Source organism: bacterium, assembly GCA_024226335.1.
Lineage (GTDB): Bacteria > Myxococcota_A > UBA9160 > SZUA-336 > SZUA-336 > JAAELY01.
Window position 1 is genome coordinate 20,007 of sequence record JAAELY010000277.1, and the last position, 16,761, is coordinate 36,767.

The following is a 16,761-nucleotide window of genomic DNA, read 5'->3' on the forward strand; positions in this document are numbered from 1 at the left end:
CCGGCCCTGGGAGAAGATCCCGCCCTCAGATGACGTCGCCCCAAAACCCGCACGCCTGCTCGAAGGTCATGGGATCGGCACCGTGGTCGGCACCCAGAATCATTGCGACGCGATTCCCTGCTTCGTAGGCCGGCCACTCGCGCAGACGCTCGTGGCCGGGATCGCCGGTGCGAGCAAACATCAGCCATGCATCCTGCATGCGCAGAGATAGCTTGTGCGCCCTGCGACCCGCCAGAGACGCCAGCGGACGAAGTGCAGCGTCGCGAAGAGTTCCGAACACAAATGGAATCTCGAGCGCGTGACAGGGGCCGATTCGCCTCTCCAGCATTGGCGGCGACCAGGCGAACTGATAGGCAAATGTTCGGCCAGAGTTTGAGGCGTGCGCATCGGCGAGTGCAGCCGCTGGATAGCGAAACACGCGATCTGTCTGAAAGGCAACCCAGCGTTCACGAGGAGTGTGTGGCTCAGTCCCCAGGTGACTGGAGCGATAGGCGTCAGCGGCGCGCGATAACAACTCCGGGTCCGCCTCGGTCTTGGTTTCGAGCGCACGCGTAAAGCGCCGCATTAGACCGGCCTCGTCGAGCCGGTGCCCTTTCTTGTCGCCGAGCATGAACAGCTTCCACTCGTCGCGGTTCGTGCCGATCATCACATCGACCGAAGCCGCACTACCCTTGCGGATCTCATTGAGCGGGTATTCCGACAGTAGATCTCCATCCAGAGCGGGCTGCCACGCCAGCTGCCCACCGATCAGCGGCAACTTCAGCAGGGTCTTCCGCTGCGCTTGAATGATCTCGACCACGGACAGGCGCTGCAGGTTCTGAAGCGTTGGATCCACGCCCGTGAAGCCTGAAAACACATCGACCACGCGCTGCGCATCGGCTTCGCTGGAAATATTGTGGGCGGCTCCGCTCTGCAGAACCGCGCGCCGAAACAATCCCCTTGCGCTCGGTATTCCGAGCAGGGTGGCGACACTCATCGCACCCGCGGATTCCCCGAAAACGGTGACGTTCTCGGGATCACCTCCGAACGCCTCGATGTTGTCCCGCACCCACTCGAGGGCAGCGATCTGATCCCGGATACCCAGATTAGAGAGTGACTGATCTCCCCTGCCCGGCAGTTGCAGGAAACCCAGGGCCCCGAGGCGATAGTTGATGGTCACGACCACGGCGTCACCGCGCCGCGCAAGCGGCGCACCGGAGTAGAAACGAGTTGAACCCGATCCGAGCACGAACGCGCCACCGTGAATCCATACGAGTACCGGACGGCGTCGGTTGTCTGTCGCGGGCGTCCAGAGGTTCAGATACAGGCAGTCTTCACTGTGCCGAACACCGAAGGGCGTAGTGAGCGTTCGCAACAGCCCGGATTCGGGCAGGGCCTGGGGTGCGGCTGCACGGAAGGCAGTAGCCGCGCGCGTACCCCTCCAGGGCGGGACCGGCTGCGGAGGCCGAAAGCGCAACTCACCTTGCGGCGCAGCCGCGTAGGGAACTCCGCGAAACTGGCATACGCCTCTTCTGAAGCGGCCTTCGAGAACGCCTTGCCGTGTGCTTGCGCGCGGGTTGCCCAACAAGTCTCCCTTCTTCTCCCACGAGTCTGCCACAGTCCTCACCCCGGATTCATACACTTCGTCAAGTGTCCGATAGGACAACTCGGGAGCCCCTATTTCAGTGAATTACTCCAGCCAGATGGAACCGGCGCACTCTGGGCGACGGAAGTGCCTCGTCCGGCTGTTCGAGAGCCTCGAAGTCTTCCGGGAGGAGTTCAGGAAAAACATCTCGAACGGCGGAATCTTCATTGCGAGTGAAGATGACTTCGAGATGCGCGAACTGGTCGATGTGATCCTGGAGCTTGCCTGGAGTAGCGAGCGCGTACCGCTCGAAGGCGAGGTCGTACGCCTTGTCAAAGCGGAATCCCGCGACTCGGGCGGCGCACCGGGTGTGGCCGTACAATTCGTAGCGACCCCCGCCGGAGTGCACGACCGCCTGATCGAGATTGCGGATCTCGCGCTCACGACGGAGCATCCCAGGGAAGCCTCCGACCCGGTTCGGCGCCCGGCCCCCGCGCGAGAAGCGACTCGTAAACTCGAGGATTCGTCAGTTCGCAGCCCTGCGTGCTCGTGCGGGAGGGAAGTCGGGGACAGTTCCGAAGAAGGCACCGAGAGCACAGGAACCCCCGCGACCGCTTCGAGCGTCCCATCGGCGAAACACATGCGCAACCCGGACGCGATCACCGGCCCCATCGCCACATTGGGAATGGCAAATCTCGTGCAGATGTTCTCCTCTTGCGCCGACCGGGGCTTGTTGACGTTGGACAACGGAAACCAACACGGCACGGTCGGATTCGCTTCTGGCAGCCTTGTCCACGCCCGATTGGGTCGGGCCTCGGGAGTAAAGGCGCTGGCCCGCCTCTTCAGCTGGAACGACGGCGAATTCGAGTTCATCGACGACATCGACGATGCCTGCACACAGGTCGCCGCGGTGCCGATCTACGGGGCCGTGATGGAAGCCATGACTCAACTCGATGAACTCAGCCGTCTGGACCTGAGAGATTGGGGAAGCCATGAGCGCGTGGAACTCGATCTCGAAAGCATGTTCGACACCAGCGACGACCTGGAAAAGCTCCAAAACACGATTCTGTCGAGTGTGGCCGAAGGCTGGAATCGAATTGGAGACCTGCTCGATCGACTGGCGGACTTCGACGCCGAGATCTATTCCGCGCTCGACGGCCTGCGCGAACGGGGACTGCTCCGTATCAACACCTTGTAGCGGTACTGCGGAAGCAAACGAATTCTGCTGGGTCCAAATCTCCGGTATCCTGTCGTGATCTCGAAGCCTCGAACGGGGCGCGCGGAACAGGAGACAGAGTGGAAGAACCAGTTCGCTACGGTGTGATCGGGACGGGACTGATGGGCACGGAGCACCTGCGCAACCTCGCGCTCGTGCCAGGCGCCAAGGTCAACGCTTTTGCGGACCCCAATGCGGAGAGCCGACGCTGGGCCAGGCTGGTCGCGCCACCGGAAGCGCAGGCCTACGAGGACTACAGAGACCTGCTTGCGAACGCCGAAGTCGACGCCGTGATCATCGCAAGTCCGAACTTCACGCACGCAGAAATCCTGAGCGAAGTCTTCAAGACGCACAAGCACGTGCTGATCGAAAAGCCGCTATGCACGAAAATCGACGACTGCATGCGCGTCGTAGAAGCGGCCGCTTCACATCGCGGGATCGTGTGGGTGGGTATGGAGTACCGCTTCATGCGTCCCGTGGAACGCCTGGTCCACGAAGTAGGCGCCGGCAGTATTGGCCAGTTGAAAATGCTCGCAATCCGCGAGCATCGCTATCCCTTCCTGCCCAAGGTCGATGACTGGAACCGCTTCGCCGAGAACACTGGCGGCACTCTGGTGGAAAAGTGCTGTCACTTCTTCGACTTGATGAACCTGATCACCGAGCAGCGCCCGATCCGCGTCTACGCCTCAGGCGGTCACGACGTAAACCACCTGGACGAGCGCTACGGCGGTCGGCAGCCCGACATCCTCGACAACGCTTTTGCGATCGTCGATTTCGACGGCGGTGCGCGCGCCCTACTGGACCTCTGCATGTTCGCCGAGAACTCGAAGAACGAAATGGAGATCGCGGCAACGGGCAGCGAAGGAAAGATCGAAGCCTTCATCCCCGCCCACGAATTGATTCTAACGCGGCGCGACTCGCGCGATCAAACGAATATCGAGCTGAGCGTCGATCGCGAGGTTCGCCATGCGGGCGCGCACCACGGCTCGACGTTCTTCGAACACATGGCCTTCCTGGAGGCAATCAGGAAGGACGGCAAGCCGATCGTCAGCGTTGAGGACGGCGCACTAGCCGTCGCCGTCGGGGTAGCTGCAGAGCGTTCCGTGCGCGAAGGCCGCCCGGTCCAACTGAGCGAACTGGGATTCTGACCGGACCGCCGCCCCGAAAGACGCCGCGCATCCCGGCCCGGTGAGCTTCCACAACCTGCTAGGGAACCTCTGCACAGGGAGGCTGCGGCTGCGAAGCGCGATGCATCCGCCTGCGCTGCATCGCGCAACCCTCTGCAGATCTACGGATCTGCGATCGGATCACGCTTCTTGCTCAGGCGGCGACTCCCGCTTCTCGCTCGAATCCTCCCTGTGCAAAGATTCCCTAGGGGAACACTGGAATCGAAGGCGGGATATCGGTTTCGTCGTCGTCTACAAGATTGGAACAACCAGCGTCCTGCGCGTAGTCGATCAGCAGATCGGCATCGTTGTCGCTGCCATCGTCGCAAGCGGGTCCGTTGGGGTCGAATTCGCTCAGATCGGTCGGCCCGCTGCAGCCCGGATCATTCGGGTAGTCGGAAGAGAAGTCGCTGTCGTTATCCACCGCATCGTCACAGGCCGGCCCGCCCAGTTCGCGTTCGCTGGTATCGGAGGGCCCGGTACACCCGAGATCGCCCGGGAAATCCGGCGTACCGTCGAGGTCGTTGTCCAGCGCATCGTCGCAGGGCAGACCAGGCCCGCGTTCATCGCCATCACTCGCGCTGGAGCAACCGGGATCCGCCGGGAAATCGGCGATCAGGTCCAGGTCGTTGTCCAATCCGTCATCGCACGCAATACCACCCAGTTCCCGTTCATCGGTGTCCGTCGGCCCGGTACAGCCGGTGTCATCCGGATAGTCGAAAAGACCGTCGCCGTCATTGTCGCTGCCGTCATCGCATGCGGCACCGAGCGGATCGCGCTCGTCGGGGTCATTTGGATCGCTGCAACCCGGATCATTCGCATCGACCAGCACATCAAAGTCGTTGTCGAAACCGTCGCTACACGCAGGGCCTGGAACGTTGCAAGTGCAATCGGGCAGGCACAGGCCTGGACAGGCCGAATCATTGCTGCCGTCGCAGTGTTCGGGCGCATCGATGATCAGGTCGCCACACACGGCCGGACACAGACAGTCTCCGGGCAAGATGCACTTGTTCAGAGTTACCGTGTCTAGAACGGTGCCGTTCTTGTTGACCATAGTGGCCGTCAACTGATTTCCATTCACGTCGAACACACCGATACCGATTTCCGAGACGTAGAACTCGACGGGAGGGGGAAACGGTGAAGGCACGTTCGGGTCCGGAGCTCGGGTCCAGGCACCCGTTCCTGGATGGATCACCGTCGTCCCGGCCCCGTCTTCACAAGAGGCATACGCGATGTTCGGGTCACCGGGAACCACGTCCGTAATCGGGCGGTAGCGCTGATAGGAATGAACGGCGCCACCGAGGAACAGATCAGCCCCCTCGTCGACGGCGACTTTCAGGATGTTGTCCCGCAACTGGTCGTGTTCTTCGCGTTCGCCGGACCAGGTGACCTTCATGACGGCCGGCTCATGCGACACGACCACCTTCCACGTCTTCGACGAAGCCTGCAGGTCTGCTGTGAGCCACGGCGCGACATCGGTCGGGAGCGTCCCGAAATCGCGGGCAGAGTTGATGACGGCGAAGTGCACGCTGCCGTAATCGAAGGAATAGTTGTACTCGTCGGTCAGGGTCGCCGGACCATTCAACGGCGAGAAAGCGTGATCCAGAGTGCTCTGGCCTTCGTCGATTCCAACCCCGTGATTGCCGATCACGAATGCGAACGGTCGATCGACGATCGTATCCTCGTAGACATCGAAGACTCGGGACTGGAAGTGTTCGTACTCTCCCAGATAATAGACGTAGTCACCGAGCAGGAAGTGCAGGTCGGGATCCTGAACTGCAAGCTGGGCGGCTATCTTCTTGGCTCCCTGCGTACCCTGGCCGCTATTACCGAAGGCCGTAAAACGAAACGCGCCCGTCTTCTGGGTTCCGACCGTATTCTGCCAGGTCTGGATCGGTACCTCGTTGCGCAGATGCCTCAGTCGGTACTCGTACTCCGAGTCGAAATTCAAGCCGCTGATCGTTGCGTTCTGGTTCAATCGAGAAACCGAGTTGACGGAAACTGGAGTTCCGGTCGAGACGGCAATCCAGTTGGGATCCCCGAGTTCCCGATACTCGATTTCGAAGCGGTCCGCGTTCGGGCCGCCTTCGCGGGTCGTGACTGTCTGCCAGGCCACCAGGAACTGATCCGTTAGCGGATTCAGAGGTGCATCCCCGAGCTGGAGGTAAGGTGGACCGTTGACGTGGTACTCGACGGGCGCTTCGACCGAGACGACCACGGGCGCGACGCCGCTGGTCAGAACCACCGCGTCATCGCTAGCAGTAAAACTGGCACTGCCGGGGGTCGCGCCGAAGATCACGCTCGCTGATTGCAGATTCGACCCACCTGCGGCAAACGTGAGAGCGAGCGAACCCGCCGTCGATCCGACGAAGTCCGCAACCGCAGGGTCCGAGGTCGTGAGGGTCACATTGACCGGGCCGAGAGCATTGCTTCCAAGTGGAATCTGCACTTCGATCGACGAATTCGGCGCGCCCGCCGCATCGTAGACCGCTGCGGGATCGAGTTCGATCGGAGTACTCGCAACGTTTACGGGCAGCGCAGCGTCGCCGACCGCCGCATCGTTTGTCGTGGTGAGAAGAGCCGTACCGGCGGAACCGATGGTCAGCGCGACGGGCATGCTCGTCGCGCCTGCTTGCGCGAACACGATCGGTCCCGGGCCGGCCGTTACACCGGGTGCATCACTGGCGATGGTCACCGTCACGGCCTGTGCCGAATTCGATCCATCGGGAATCCGCAATACGACATTCTGCGAACCGGCACCGGGATAGGCATCGAGTTCGATCGGCGCAAAGACGATAGTTGGGGCGAAATCAACCTCGAGACGCGGGCGCGCAAAGCTATTCGAGTCTTCGCTACTGCGAATCGTGGTCGCGTCCAGACCGTGGTGATCCTTCGGAATCGGGACACCCGGCGACGAGAGATAGGTCTCATCGGGATTCACACCATCGCTCAGCGTGATCGACCACGAGTTGAGCACGGACTCACTATTGAAAGAACTCCACTCATCGGTCACGGTCAAGATCCAGTCGCCGTCCGCGAGCTGACCGCACAAACCTGCCGTTCCTCCGCCCGTACACAGAGGCAGCGAAAGGCAGGAGCCATCGGGTCGATAGGTACCCAGCAAGGGGGAGCTATTTCCCGAGTCGTGCACGTCGGTGGCCGCGTCATCGTCGAGCGTAATCACCAGGTCATCGGCCCCGTTGATGTTGGCGAAAAAACACCCCGAGCGGCCGAGTTGATCGAGCAGCAGGGCAGTGTAATTGCCATGTCGCAGTGTCACGATCAGTTCGCCGCGCTGGGGCGTCGTGATGTCGAGGTCGACGGTCACCTTCGTCAGGGACCCCAGCGATGAGCTCGCGACCGGGATCGTTTCCTGAAGTCCAACCGGCATGAACAACCAGCCCAGGTTCGCATCAGGATCAGCCGACCAGGCCGAAAGCGAGTCTGCTACATCGATTGCAAGCACCTGCCCATCGACCACTTCGCCGGTATGGGCCTCGATCGCGCTGGAGAAATCCGACCCGAAATCCGGACCGGGCGACGCGCCCAGTGAATCCCAACGCAGCGATTCGTCCCAGTCGACCAGCATCCGGTGCAGATTCGCTGCATCCCCGTTGCTCGGATAGCCGTTGTCGACCTCGATGTAGAGCGTCGCGGAGTTGATCTGCGCTCCCGGAGGAATCTGATCCGCGTCGGATCCGAACAGATCCCGAAAACGCAAGAGTCCGATGTTGTCGCCCCAGCTCTTTTTGTTGGCCCCGGAACTCAGCAAGACAGAAGCGGCTCCCCAGGTGTCCTCGAGATCCCACTCCCAGCGCTCGTTCTGGGGGTCGGTCGGAAACTCGCTCTCATCGTGACCCGACCCGGTGAAATCCGGCGGGATCGAGATGTGCAGGTCCTCGGTACCCGCGTACCCGTTCTGACCTTCCTGAAAGGAGCGGACCTCCTGGCCATACGCGGGCGATCGGAGCCCCAGAGCCGCGAAGGCAACCATCAGGACGAGGCACAACCGCAGCGCGCGCGAATGGTGCGCGAGCTTTCGCCTTTCGCCTGGAATGGCGCTCCTCTTCCCTAGACGCGACATGACCATCCCCAATTGTAACCGGCGAGATCCGCTCTGAGTGAGTTTTTGCGACCCCAATTCGCCACCGGTCGTCCGGGTGCGATCACACCGTACGGAGGAAAACCGCAGCGAACCGGGCGAACTGGTGTGGGCCTGATCGGCCCAGAAAGCGTTGGCTATGGAAACTCGGAGCGATTCGGAATTCCCCAACAATGCGGCAATACACATATATAACGGAATTTGCCTGTGCCGGTTGACTTGAGAGAAGCACTGAATCGGCAGACGAACTCAATCGGGCTCCTTCCGGACACGGAAATTTCGCGAAAACCCGTGGTGTAGGGCTGGCAACCCGGCTCTACACCCCCCATCATTGGCCCACCGACAAGATTCCTAACGATCCGTCTCACCTTCCCGGAGGCCTGGTCGCTTGAAACAACACGAACCGGTCGCCATTCCGCGTGGCGTCCTGTTCGGCAATGCTGCGCTGAAGACTTCAGCAGCATTCGCCATCCAACTCTGCCTTTGTGTCTGTCTCGCCGTTGCGCTGCTACCCGGCAAGCTGCAGGCGGACTCCTACGCGTCGCAACGTCTGGTTGGCGGTGACGCTCACCAACACGCGAGTTCGGCGAGCAATTTGTCCTCCTGGCTCAACGAGGCTTGCGCGCCGCATCAGTTCGGCAGACCGACATCGGTCTACGACGCCATGCGCGCCGGTGGCTACGACTGGGGGAACCTGTCGCATCACTCTCACATGATTTCCCGTTTGCCACAGGAACAGGCGTACAAGCTCTGGATCGACCCGAACACGATTCCGATCCCCGATACGAAATTTGGCGGCTTTTTCGATCTGGACCCGGGCGGCTTCCCCGATTTTTCCACCGGTCTTCCGCTGGCTGCGCCGTTCGACCCCTGGAACGAAGCCCAGTCGTTCTCGACCGCGGCCAGCACGCGAAATCAGCCGGGTGCATTCATCGCGTTCAGCGGGCGCGAGTACACGACAAGACACGACAACAGCGGACTGGCGAATACCGGCGGCCACAAGATCCTGATTCTTCCCGTAGACACTGACGTGACTTGCGGCGAAGGCGTCGTGAAGGACGGATTGTGTACGAGTGAGTGGGAGATGTATCTGTGGGTCGCGCAACTCGGCGGTGCGGTCATCCAGGCTCATCCCGCCGAACTGGCCGATCCGCACCTGGATCCCGCCACAAACCCCGGCGGCTTCAGCGATGCACTAATCTTCGGGATGGAACTCGGCACCACGCGCGTGCGCTGGGAAGGCAGTTACCAGCAAGCGCTTTCTCGCGGTTTCCGGACCTTTCCCGCGATGGGCAGCGATAACCACAACCGGCCCGAAGGTTGCTTGCCCACAGCGTTTCCCAGCACGTCGCGCGGCACCACGCTGTGTTGGGCGGATGCCCTTACGCGCACTAGCGTAATCGATGCCATGCGCGATCGGCGCTGCTACTACGGACGCGCCCGCAAACCCGAACTCCGGGTGGAAGCCTGTGCCCAATGGGATATCCCGAGTGCATCCTGCGCCGTCGCCGTCACCCAGATGGGCGACCTGCTCTCCGCTCCGGGCGGAGCCTTCCATCTGAGCGTCGAGGTCGTGAACGATCCCGACAATGCAGACCTCGGCGACCCGAATGCTGGAATGCGCTTCGACACCCTCGAAGTGGTCGACCAGACAGGAACCGTCCTGCGTTCCTGCCCGATCGGTGGTTCGACCAGCTGTAACTGCACACGCGATGATGCGGGCGGATTGGACCGATGCACCTTCGATGGCCTGATCGCAGTGGCGTCGGGTGCGATCTATCCGCGCGTCAGCTGCTCGGGAAAGAACTGCCAACAGACTTGCGAGGACGGACTCCCAGGGGATTGCCGCTGGCTGGTCACGGGCGCCCCGATCTATGTGAACTGGAACACGTACAAGACGCGGATCGGCTTCACCGGCGCGGACGATTGCGACTTCGATGCCGACGGAATCGCCTGCTACGAGGACAACTGTCCTACGGACTACAACCCGGACCAGGCAGACCCCGACGGCGATGACGTGCCCAGCGCCTGCCTCGACAACTGCCCATACCTGGCCAACGCAGACCAGAGCGACGTCAACGGCGACGGCGAAGGCGACGCGTGTGATCCAGAAGCGGATGATGATGGCCAGCCCAACGCCGCGGACAACTGCCCGATCTTTCCGAATCCCGATCAGAACGACGGCGACAGCGACGGCGTGGGCGATCTCTGCGACAACTGCCCGGGAATTCCCAACGCAGACCAGGCCGATGACGACAGCGACGGTGTGGGCCAGATCTGCGACAACTGCACGACGATCGCCAATTCTCTGTTCGACCCGAACACCAGTGGCTACCTCGCATACGACTTCGAGGGGGAGCCGTTCCGCACCACGACGGGCGGCCAACTCGACGACGACGCGGATGGCTACGGCAACGCCTGCGACGGAAAGTTCACGGCCGGTGATGGCAACGTCGACGCTTCGGACCAGGCGGAGTTCGCCGCATCCCTTTTCGGTCTCGTCATGCAACGAACCTGCGGAACGAGTGGCGGAGAGCCCTGCGACAAGTTCGACATGGAAGAAGCCAGTGCCCTCGGCCTGGCTGTCGACACCTCGGACGAGGCGGCTTTCCAGGCGCGGAACGGGCTGCCGCCGGGACCGCGCTGCGCGCTGTGCCCGCTGGAATGCGCGGGCGATGCCTGCGACGACGATGGCGACGGATTGAGCGACACCTATGAGACGAGCATCGGAACCGACCCGGGATCCGAGGACAGCGATGGCGACGGTGATCTGGACCTCACGGAACTGATCGCGGGAAGCAATCCACTCGATGCCGACAGCGACCTTTCGCCCGCACTCCGCGAACTGGCCGGGGGACGGGTAGAACTGAGCTGGTCGTCCTCACCAGGAATCAGCTACGAGGTGCTTTTCGGCGCTGGCATCGCACAGGCAGATAGCAACGGATCGGGTGCCTCGTTGCCCAGCCTCGAGAGCTTCGCAACGATGGTGGGAACTGGAGCCTCGCTGCAGCAGATTGACGACGGCAGCACCACGAGCGGATCGCCCAGCGATGTCGATACCCGGATCTACGCGCTGCAGATCACCGGCTCCCATCCGGAAACCGGCAGCCAGATGACCGTGACCGGCAACCCGGTCGGTTTCGTGCGAATCAAACTTCCGGCCGGCGGCTTCGAGATCATCGGCATGCCGTTTTTTGCCGACGATGATTCGATCCACGTCATCCTGGGACAGCAACTCGACGGCGCCTCGCAAGAAGCCGAAGCCGATCGCGTACTCGCGTTCGACGCACTTTCACAGGTGTACACCAGCGCGTTCGTATTCGATTCAGGCGGGACCGCTCCCGGATTTGATCATCGACTCTTCGAAATCGGCGGCGAATCGACGCTGCGCCTGGGCTGTGGTGACGCGGTCTTTGTTCACAACCGCGGGCCGGCCCAGAACCTTTTTCTCGCTGGACGTCTGGCCCGCGAGCCGCATTCGCACAATCTCCTGGCAGGCATGAATCTGTTCGCGCCCTGCCATGCCGTCTCTGGGCGCCCGCTCGACGCGACTTCACTGGCATTGGCCGGCGCCACTGGCGGCACCGATCCCATCGCGTCCGATCGCGTGTTGCGCTTCGTTCCCGAGACCCAAGCCTTCGCGGGCCAGTACTTCTTCGATTCGGGCAGCGACCCGAGCTTCGATCGACGCTGGTTCCCCGAGACCGGGGGGAGCGATGAGAGTTTCGATCTGGAGGCGGGTCAGGGCTACGTGTACATGAACCGGGGCGGCCCCCCCGATCTCGTCTGGCTGGAGAACGTGCCCTACACGCTGCCCTGATCGCTCTGACGGAACTCACCGGCGGCGTCGATCACCTCGCGCAACGCGGGAGCGATGAAGTGAGCCTCCATCCACTCTGCTGCGTGTTCCCGGAGGGCGAGGGCCAGGACTTCGGTTCGGCGGTCGAGCGGGTCGGCCCTCGCGAGTAGCACCCAGACCGCACCCTGAACCCGGCACACTCCGCTGGAAGGAGGCAACTCTCCGGCAGAGGTGTCGTCAACGCTGCGCACCTCGATACCGGCACACCCCGCCAGGTCACTCAAGCTCGAAAGAAGCTCCGCCTCGTCCATCGCCGTCCTCTAGCCTGTGACCCGCCCGGGCGATCAGGCCCCGTATCGCTCTGCTCGAGAAGATCGCGCACTGCGAAAGGAATCTCGACGCCAGCCCAAAAACCCACCGGGATCAGATTAAAATGAAAGGCCCCGATCCCTTGCGGGACCGGGGCCTTTCATTTTGCTTCGGACCGATCAGGCGCGGCGACGAATCGCTGCGATTCCGATCAGACCCATGCCGAGCAGGAGAGCGCTCCCTGGCTCAGGCAAGATCGTCTCGACGAGCACGCCAACGTGGACATCGTTGATGCCCTGGCCCTGCATGCCGAGTGCGAACTCGAGCACGGACCACGGAACGTTGAACGCCTCCGAGTCGACCGCGATGTCCGGCCACAGCTTACCCACGGTGGGTGAACCCGTGTACAGAACGCCGTAGGTGATGGCCGGATTGAACGGATGGCCACCAATAGGCAGGCCCTGTAAAAGCGCGTCCTGGATATTGAAGACGACGCCGTCGTTCGTGAAGTACACGAAGCCGGTACCCGCGAGGGACTTGTAGATCTCCATCGGGTTCGAAAGCGGATTGTTGATGTCCGTTGCGGTGATACCCGAGAACGCGGCCGGATTTGGAATGCCGCCGGCTCCGCTGAAGCCACCCACGGTGGCATCATCGACCCACATCTCGAGTAGGTCATAACCGACGCTCGGAACGCCGACGTTCAGGGCCGTACCGAAATTGGCGGCGACAGCCTGATACGTAAATCCAGCCACGTTGGGCAGGATTGTCGGATCTTGGGTGTCCGCCTCGTTGACGGTCAACGCAGTGCCCGGAACCGCTTCAGCGACTCCGTCCCACGTGAGCGTCTGGCCCGTTTCGCAGGCGGCAGCGACGCCTGCGGTGCAGCCACCGAAGTTATTGACTTGGACGGTGTACGTGGTACCGGTCGGGCTTGCACCCGCCGGAGTGCTCACCGCCATAAGCGAAAGCACCGCTAGAGCCACCGCCGAATAGCGCAGAATACTCATAGTTGTTTCCTCCTCCCTAGAGAACCCAGTGAGTGATTCTAACCGCGGGACACCCCTCAAAGGCAAGCGTTTTTTTGCGCAGAGTCGCGATTTCCTGCGGATTTTCCGGTGTGGCTGCCGGTTTGTGAAAATTCCCTTTGAAAATCATAAACTTGCGAGACCGCCTCGGAAACGTTCGCGAGCGAACAAAGCGCGAAACCAGGAGCCGACAGAACCGTTTCGAGGACTCACGAAGAGCACCGAGACCCCTCGACTCCAAAATCGACCCCGCGCACTCCCTCTCAGCGGTGGCGAATTCCCGTGGTGAGCGCCCCGGGGTTGAGAATCCCCCGAGATGGCCGGCGGGTCGTGTGCCCCCTTGGGCTCCCCTCGAAATCTCCCTTACAGATAGGACTCCGAGTTCGGGCCCCGCCGGCCGAGGCAGATCGGCCACTGCTTCGGAGGGGGCCAGGCCCGCAATCCGGTTTCATGGGGTGACCGCGACAAACCGGAGGTGTAAGATAGGACACCGCCTCGAACCGCGTGAGCAGTTCCCCGGGATCATGGTGGGTAAATCCCGGCTGGACGCTCTGCCGTCTCGGCACTGCAGTCCGTGACCCGCGAGAAGCGCCAGACCGTCCACACCAGGAGTCCGCCATGGCCCGGAAGAGCAAGATGTCGATCCTCAAGCGTCAGCGAGAGGTCAAAAAGGCCGAGAAAGCCGCGTTGAAGCGCGAAAAGCGGATGGACCGACCCGACGGTGGCGGTTCCGGTACAGATGTGGCCACCAAGGAAGACCTGGCCGGGTACGGCTTTCCCGAGGACGAGGAAGACGCGAGCAACGGCTGAATCCCACCCGGAAGCAGGTCGGTCTCTGCACTATCTTCTAGTGGTCGGCGGCGCTCTGGGGATCTCCACGGCGCCGATCCTGGTCGCTCTCTCACAGGCGGCCCCGACTCAGGCGGCTTTCTGGCGTTTTGCCTACGCGTTGCCGGTGCTTCTCGCACTCTGCCTGGTGCGGCCTGCGGGTCGGCGTTCGTTCTCCCGGCGGGGCTGGATCGCGGCGGCGGCGCTATCCGGACTGTTCTTCGCTGCGGACATGGATCTCTGGCACCACTCGATCGGCTTGATCGGTGCCGGTCCCTCGACCCTCCTGGCCAATACGCAGATCGTCTGGCTGGCCCTGTTCGGCCTCTTGTTCCTCGGCGAGCGCCCCTCACGCCTTTTTTGGCTCACCCTGCCTGTGATCGCTCTCGGCCTGCTCCTGCTCACGGGCGAAGACTCCGCAGACCTGCGCTTCCCGGAACAGCGCGCGGGATTGCTGTTCGGGCTGGCTGCGGGGTTTTGTTATGCGGGAGCACTCATCTGCCTGCGACGCTCGCAACGGGCTGCACCTGTGCTGCCTGAAGCGACACTCGTGATGCAACTCAGCGTCGGAGTGGTCGCACTGGCCCTGGTCGGCGCAGTCGACGGTTCACTTCCCGCGACGCTGTCGGCCCAGCAGCACGGCTGGCTGTTGCTTCTGGGCCTGGTCGCGCAGGTCGCTTCGTGGATGGCGATCACAACCGGTATCAAGCACCTGCCCGGGCACCACGGCGGGCTCCTGCTCTTGTCGCAACCCGTGAGCAGTCTGTGCCTGGGCTGGTGGATTCTCGACCAATCGCTCGCCGCGTCGCGCATCGCCGGTGCGGGGCTGATCCTGTGCGGCGTGGCTGCCGCGTTGTTCGCAGAAAGCAGAGCTAGGGAATCTCTGCACAGGGAGGATTCGAGCGAGAAGCGGGAGTCGCCGCCTGAGCAAGAAGCGTGATCCGATCGCAGATCCGTAGATCTGCAGAGGGTCGCGCGACGCAGCGCAGGCGGATGCATCGCGCTTCGTAGCCGCAGCCTCCCTGTGCAGAGGTTCCCTAGCGGGCGACCACCACGAACGAAGGACTCTCGACGCTAATGGGGCTGCGATCGAAATCGCCATAGATCATCACGTCCTCGAAACCCGCCCGCGCCAGCAGGTGTTCGAGTTCGTAGCGGTAGAACCAGCGCATATCGAAATCGCTGAACTCATTTGCAACGACTTCCCCGGCGCGGTGCACCTCGTAGCGCATGCGCACGTGCAGGGACTGACGCGCACGGTCGCGCTCGACAGTCTCGTAGCGAACGACCTGATCGCCCTCCAGTTCGAAGCGAAGCTGCTCGCGCTCGGGAATCGAGTCCGGCCCCTGCATTCGAGGCCGAAAGACGTCGAAGGCGAAGATCCCTCCAGGGGTCAGATAGCGACGGACCCGTTCGAGGCAGGCCAGCTGGTCCGCAATCGAATCCAGGTGCTGAAACACTCGAAAACCGGAGAAGATCAAGGCGAAGCGTTCGTCTTCCCCTTCGAACTCGAAGGCCTGCATCGGCGCACACACCAGGTGCAGAGTGGGAGGAGGTCGCTTGTCGCGCAGCACGTTCAACATCGCCTGCGAGGCATCCACTCCCGTGCAGGGATATCCCTGGGCTGCGATCTCCAGCAACACGCGACCCGTACCGCAACCGAGTTCGAGAACGGGACCACCGGCTTCACGGGCCAGCGACGCGTAGAATTCCCCATCCCGGCGTTGCTCGGAAATGGCCTCATAAGCCGCGTCGTAAAACCGCGCGGTCACAGAGCCGTAGGATCGATCGAGTTCGTTCACGGGAGCCCTCCGGTGAGCGCCAGCCGCGCACCGGTAGGCCCCGGAGCTCGGCGACTCAGTTCTCGATGGAAATCAGTTCGACGTCGAACTGCAGCGCCGCACCCGGCTTGATGCGACCGCTGCCGCGATCGCCGTACGCGGTTTCGGCCGGACAGGTGATCGTGGCCTTGCCTCCGACCTTCATCTTCTGAAGCGCCTCGGTCCAGCACGGAATGACCCGGTTCAAACCGAAACTCGCGGGCTCGCCGCGGGTTACCGAACTGTCGAATACCGTGCCGTCCCGCAGCGTGCCGTGGTAGTGGACCGTCACCTTGTCTTCCGCCCCGGGAGCCTTTCCAGTGCCTCCCTGGGTCTCGCGGTAGATCACGCCCGTATCGCTTTTCACCGCACCCTTGGCGGCAGCGGCGGTTTTCAGGAACTTCGCTCCAGCTGCGGTCTCATTCTTGGAGGCCAGAACCTGACGCTCAGCCTGGAACGCCTGAATCTTCGGACCGTAGACCGTGAGCTCGACCGCCGGTTTCTTCGCCATCAGCCCCGCGAGCAACCCGGTCTGCAGGATTTTCACTTCCTCTTCGCTAAGCGCGAAGTTGGAGAGCTGTTGTGAAACAGCGAAACCCAGGGCGTAGATGGTCTTCTGCTCTTCTGTTTCGAGCGCGGGATCCGCAGCCTGAGATGACGAAGCCTGCAGCAGCAGTGCCGCCAGAGCGATGAAAACGAATCGACGCATGGAAACTCTCTCCTTCGAGAAATTCGGAAGGCGCGAGCTTCGCCCAGTTCGATCGCGCACACAAGCACACGAAGGGCCATCTAGTGTCCTGTTTCAGAAGTTCCATCTCTAATGCTTCCGAGCGTGGACCTGGAGGACTCGGGAACAGAAGCGACGGATGCTGTCGAGGATCTGCTCGGCGCTCTTGGTCCAGATGAACGGCTTTGGCGCTGCGTTGTGC

The 16,761-nt window shown here is 62.2% G+C and carries 11 protein-coding genes; 5 read left to right on the forward strand and 6 right to left on the reverse strand.

What is annotated here, in order from left to right:
- Window positions 1–25: 25 nt before the first annotated feature.
- Window positions 26–1,564 carry a carboxylesterase family protein gene (locus GY725_14965; GenBank protein MCP4005491.1) on the reverse strand — a complete coding sequence of 513 codons (1,539 nt, stop codon included), beginning with the start codon at window positions 1,562–1,564 and terminating at the stop codon, window positions 26–28.
- A 100-nt stretch (window positions 1,565–1,664) separates the two neighbouring features.
- On the opposite strand from GY725_14965, the gene GY725_14970 reads away from it, so the two are divergent.
- On the forward strand, window positions 1,665–2,762 hold the full coding sequence (locus GY725_14970) for a DUF4388 domain-containing protein (protein MCP4005492.1): 1,098 nt from the start codon (window positions 1,665–1,667) through the stop codon (window positions 2,760–2,762).
- Window positions 2,763–2,860: 98 nt separating this feature from the next.
- Window positions 2,861–3,928 carry a Gfo/Idh/MocA family oxidoreductase gene (locus GY725_14975; GenBank protein MCP4005493.1) on the forward strand — a complete coding sequence of 356 codons (1,068 nt, stop codon included), beginning with the start codon at window positions 2,861–2,863 and terminating at the stop codon, window positions 3,926–3,928.
- A 223-nt stretch (window positions 3,929–4,151) separates the two neighbouring features.
- Here the strand turns inward: GY725_14975 and GY725_14980 are convergent, their stop codons facing one another.
- Window positions 4,152–8,030 (reverse strand): hypothetical protein, encoded by a 3,879-nt coding sequence (locus GY725_14980; protein ID MCP4005494.1) that lies wholly within the window; start codon window positions 8,028–8,030, stop codon window positions 4,152–4,154.
- A gap of 1,636 nt (window positions 8,031–9,666) precedes the next feature.
- Here GY725_14980 and GY725_14985 point away from each other — a divergent pair.
- Entirely contained in the window at window positions 9,667–11,868 is a 2,202-nt protein-coding gene (locus tag GY725_14985) for a hypothetical protein (protein MCP4005495.1), read from the forward strand.
- On the opposite strand, the gene GY725_14990 is transcribed toward GY725_14985, so the two are convergent.
- Window positions 11,853–12,158: a hypothetical protein gene (locus GY725_14990; protein ID MCP4005496.1), complete on the reverse strand. Its 306-nt coding sequence runs from the start codon at window positions 12,156–12,158 to the stop codon at window positions 11,853–11,855. The two genes, GY725_14985 and GY725_14990, sit on opposite strands and share 16 nt — an antisense overlap.
- 177 nt (window positions 12,159–12,335) lie before the next feature.
- Window positions 12,336–13,166, reverse strand: coding sequence for a PEP-CTERM sorting domain-containing protein (locus GY725_14995; GenBank protein MCP4005497.1), 831 nt, complete (start codon window positions 13,164–13,166; stop codon window positions 12,336–12,338).
- A gap of 636 nt (window positions 13,167–13,802) precedes the next feature.
- Between GY725_14995 and GY725_15000 the strand changes: the two genes are divergently transcribed.
- Together GY725_15000 and GY725_15005 are read left to right on the forward strand one after the other, a co-directional pair.
- Window positions 13,803–13,994, forward strand: coding sequence for a hypothetical protein (locus tag GY725_15000; GenBank protein MCP4005498.1), 192 nt, complete (start codon window positions 13,803–13,805; stop codon window positions 13,992–13,994).
- A 40-nt stretch (window positions 13,995–14,034) separates the two neighbouring features.
- The gene (locus tag GY725_15005; GenBank protein ID MCP4005499.1) at window positions 14,035–14,952 is read left to right on the forward strand and encodes a DMT family transporter; all 918 of its coding nucleotides are present in this window, start codon (window positions 14,035–14,037) and stop codon (window positions 14,950–14,952) included.
- Window positions 14,953–15,049: 97 nt separating this feature from the next.
- On the opposite strand, the gene GY725_15010 is transcribed toward GY725_15005, so the two are convergent.
- Both GY725_15010 and GY725_15015 read right to left on the reverse strand, forming a co-directional pair.
- Window positions 15,050–15,814 carry a class I SAM-dependent methyltransferase gene (locus GY725_15010; protein ID MCP4005500.1) on the reverse strand — a complete coding sequence of 255 codons (765 nt, stop codon included), beginning with the start codon at window positions 15,812–15,814 and terminating at the stop codon, window positions 15,050–15,052.
- Window positions 15,815–15,869: 55 nt separating this feature from the next.
- Window positions 15,870–16,541 carry an FKBP-type peptidyl-prolyl cis-trans isomerase gene (locus GY725_15015; protein MCP4005501.1) on the reverse strand — a complete coding sequence of 224 codons (672 nt, stop codon included), beginning with the start codon at window positions 16,539–16,541 and terminating at the stop codon, window positions 15,870–15,872.
- Between the last annotated feature and the right edge of the window lie 220 nt (window positions 16,542–16,761).

Excerpts from the sequence above, each read along its gene's own strand:
- GY725_14985 (MCP4005495.1), top strand. The coding sequence starts at position 9,667 with ATGCGCTTCGACACCCTCGAAGTGGTCGACCAGACAGGAACCGTCCTG.
- GY725_15015 (MCP4005501.1), bottom strand. The coding sequence starts at position 16,541 with ATGCGTCGATTCGTTTTCATCGCTCTGGCGGCACTGCTGCTGCAGGCT.
- GY725_14990 (MCP4005496.1), bottom strand. The coding sequence starts at position 12,158 with ATGGACGAGGCGGAGCTTCTTTCGAGCTTGAGTGACCTGGCGGGGTGT.
- GY725_14995 (MCP4005497.1), bottom strand. The coding sequence starts at position 13,166 with ATGAGTATTCTGCGCTATTCGGCGGTGGCTCTAGCGGTGCTTTCGCTT.
- GY725_15000 (MCP4005498.1), top strand. The coding sequence starts at position 13,803 with ATGGCCCGGAAGAGCAAGATGTCGATCCTCAAGCGTCAGCGAGAGGTC.
- GY725_14980 (MCP4005494.1), bottom strand. The coding sequence starts at position 8,030 with ATGTCGCGTCTAGGGAAGAGGAGCGCCATTCCAGGCGAAAGGCGAAAG.